Origin of the sequence: Streptomyces phyllanthi, from assembly GCF_009377205.1 — a bacterium.
In the GTDB taxonomy this organism is placed as follows: domain Bacteria; phylum Actinomycetota; class Actinomycetes; order Streptomycetales; family Streptomycetaceae; genus Streptomyces; species Streptomyces phyllanthi.
Genome location: NZ_VJZE01000755.1, coordinates 1 through 2,670, shown reverse-complemented (window position 1 = coordinate 2,670; position 2,670 = coordinate 1). Strand labels below are relative to the sequence as shown.

The 2,670-nt window shown below is 73.6% G+C and carries 3 protein-coding genes; all 3 read left to right on the top strand.

Features of this window, described 5'->3' with window-relative positions; translation table 11 throughout:
* A partial coding sequence (gene rsmA, locus FNH04_RS44440) for a 16S rRNA (adenine(1518)-N(6)/adenine(1519)-N(6))-dimethyltransferase RsmA (RefSeq protein WP_152791908.1) occupies positions 1 to 881 on the top strand: 881 nt, incomplete at its 5' end.
* Positions 878 to 1,783, top strand: a complete 906-nt coding sequence (locus FNH04_RS44435; protein ID WP_322725649.1) for a 4-(cytidine 5'-diphospho)-2-C-methyl-D-erythritol kinase — start codon at positions 878 to 880, stop codon at positions 1,781 to 1,783. The genes rsmA and FNH04_RS44435, both read left to right, overlap by 4 nt.
* A 74-nt stretch (positions 1,784 to 1,857) precedes the next feature.
* Positions 1,858 to 2,670, top strand: an 813-nt coding sequence (locus FNH04_RS44430; RefSeq protein ID WP_152791907.1) for an acyltransferase family protein, incomplete at its 3' end; no start/stop codon positions are given.

Genomic DNA, 2,670 nt, shown 5'->3' with positions numbered 1-2,670 from the left:
CCGACGCCCTCCTGGGCCCCGCCGACGTCCGCGAACTGGCGGCCGCCCTCGGTGTACGCCCCACCAAGCAGCGCGGCCAGAACTTCGTGATCGACGCCAACACCGTACGGCGGATCGTCCGGACCGCCGAGGTGCGGCCCGACGACGTGGTGGTGGAGGTCGGTCCGGGACTGGGCTCGCTCACACTCGCGCTGCTGGAGGTGGCCGACCGGGTCACGGCCGTCGAGATCGACGACGTGCTCGCCGCCGCCCTGCCCGCGACCATCGCCGCCCGGATGCCCGAGCGGGCCGAGCGGTTCGCGCTGGTGCACTCCGACGCCATGCACGTCCGCGAACTGCCGGGCCCCGCGCCCACGGCCCTGGTCGCCAACCTGCCCTACAACGTGGCCGTTCCGGTGCTGCTGCACATGCTGGAGACGTTCCCGGGCATCGAACGCACCCTCGTCATGGTCCAGTCGGAGGTCGCCGACCGGCTGGCCGCCCCGCCCGGCTCCAAGGTGTACGGGGTGCCGTCCGTGAAGGCCAACTGGTACGCCGAGGTGAAGCGCGCCGGAGCCATCGGCCGCACCGTCTTCTGGCCCGCGCCGAACGTGGACAGCGGACTGGTCTCGCTCGTCCGCCGCTCCGAGCCGGTCAGGACCGCGGCCTCGCGGCAGGAGGTCTTCGCGGTCGTCGACGCCGCCTTCGCCCAGCGCCGCAAGACGCTGCGCGCCGCCCTCGCCGGCTGGGCGGGGTCGGCGGCCGCCGCCGAGGCCGCCCTGGTGGCGGCCGGAGTCTCCCCGCAGGCGCGCGGGGAGTCCCTCACCGTCGAGGAGTTCGCCCGGATCGCGGAGCACCGTTCCGCGGCCGGCACAGAGCACGAGGAGCCGGTCCAGTCGTGAGCGCGAGCGTCACAGTCCGCGTCCCCGCCAAGGTCAACGTCCAGCTCGCGGTGGGCGCGGCCCGCCCCGACGGGTTCCACGACCTGGCCAACGTCTTCCTGGCGGTCGGCCTGTACGACGAGGTCACGGCGACCCCGGCCGACGAACTGAGCGTCACGTGCGCGGGCCCGGACGCGGGGCAGGTCCCCCTGGACCGTACGAACCTGGCGGCCCGCGCCGCCCTGGCCCTCGCCGCACCCCACGGCATCGACCCGGCCGTGCACCTCCACATCACCAAGGACATCCCCGTCGCGGGCGGCATGGCGGGCGGCAGCGCGGACGCTGCGGGCGCGCTGGTGGCGTGCGACGCCCTGTGGGGCCTGAACACGCCTCGCGAGGAACTCCTCGACATCTGCGCCCAGTTGGGCAGCGACGTGCCGTTCAGCCTGGTAGGGGGCGCGGCCCTCGGCACGGGCCGGGGCGAGAAGCTCCGCCCCCTCGACGTGGGCGGTACCTTCCACTGGGTGTTCGCGGTCGCGGACGGGGGCCTGTCGACTCCCGCGGTCTACCGGGAGTTCGACCGTCTCACCGAGGGCACCGAGGTCCCCGAGCCGGTCGCCTCGCAGGAGTTGCTGGACGCGCTCGCCAAGGGGGACGCGACCGCCCTCGCCGCCACCCTCTCCAACGACCTCCAGCCCGCGGCCCTCTCCCTCTTCCCTTCCCTCGCCGACACCCTGGAGACCGGCCGCCGCGCCGGTGCCCTGGCCGCCCTGGTCTCCGGCTCGGGCCCCACCACGGCGTTCCTGGTACGGGACGCCGAGTCGGCCACCGGGGTCGCCCGGTCCCTCCTCGCCTCCGGTACCTGCCGCACGGCACGTACGGCCGTGTCCCCCGCGCCCGGGGCGACCGTGGTCCGAGCCTGAACCCGGGGTACTCAGACGTGACATGAGTACGGGAGCGCTGACGCCCCCGGTGCCGTCGGCGCGACCGTACTGCCATGACAGCAGCCGACACGGCCCTTCGGGCAGCCGACCTCGCCGCCGCCACCCCGCCGTCCCGTGACCGGTACGTCGACCTGTTGCGGGTCGCCTCACTGGGCACGGTGGTCCTCGGGCACTGGCTGATGGCGGCTGTCACCACCGGGGCCGACGGCCGAGTCGAGATCGGCAACCTGCTCGCCGTACGGCCCGAACTCCAGATCCTCACCTGGGCCCTGCAGGTCATGCCGGTGTTCTTCTTCGTCGGCGGCTTCTCCCACGCCCTGTCCTACCGGTCGCTCCGCAGGCGTACCACCGAGGCGGATGTGTACTCCGTCTTCCTGCGCGCCCGGCTCCAGCGCCTGCTCCGGCCGACGGTCGTCTTCATCGGTGTCTGGGGCGCCGCCGCGCTCGTACTCCAACTCGCGGGCAGCGGAGGCGGGTTGCTCGACGTGACGCTCCGTCTGGTGGCTCAGCCCCTGTGGTTCATCGGGATCTACCTCGCGATGGTGGCCTTCACACCCGCGCTGCTGGGGCTCCACGAGCGGTTCGGCTGGGGCGCGTTCGGTGCGCTGGCCGGAGCGGCGGTCTCGGTCGACGTCCTCCGCTTCGCCCTCGGCGTTCCCTACGTCGAGTTCCTCAACTTCGCGTTCGTCTGGCTGGCGGTCCACCAGCTCGGCTTCCTGCGCGCCGACGGCAGGCTGACGAGGTGGAGGCCGTACGTCCTCGCGGGCGCCGGACTCGCGGGCGCCGCGCTGCTTGTGGCGTACGGCCCGTATCCGCTCTCCATGGTCGGGATGCCCGGCGAGAAGGTCTCCAACATGGCCCCGCCC